Annotated in this window: 1 protein-coding gene; it reads left to right on the top strand. The window is 43.8% G+C overall.

The window, feature by feature from the left end:
• Positions 1-235: hypothetical protein (locus tag Mspo_RS19545; protein WP_159732972.1), on the top strand; the 235-nt coding region annotated here is incomplete at both ends.

The raw sequence follows: 235 nt of genomic DNA, 5'->3' as shown, positions 1-235 counted from the left end.
CAGCTTTGATGAAAAATTGTGCAGTGCTCCTGCTGAAGAACGAGAAGTAGGCCAGATGAAATTGCTAATCAACCTCATTAAACGCAAGCCCCAGATGACAGAAGAACAAATAAAGACAATTGCTGATGGTTTCACTGCCATGGTTGACAAGTGCTGCAAGCAGTCGGACATCAATACATGCTTTGGAGAAGAGGGTGCCAACCTAATAGTCCAAAGCAGAGCCACATTAGGAATT

It is taken from the genome of Methylosinus sp. Ce-a6, assembly GCF_009811655.1.
Lineage (GTDB): Bacteria > Pseudomonadota > Alphaproteobacteria > Rhizobiales > Beijerinckiaceae > Methylosinus.
This window is presented reverse-complemented; position numbering and strand designations above follow the sequence as displayed.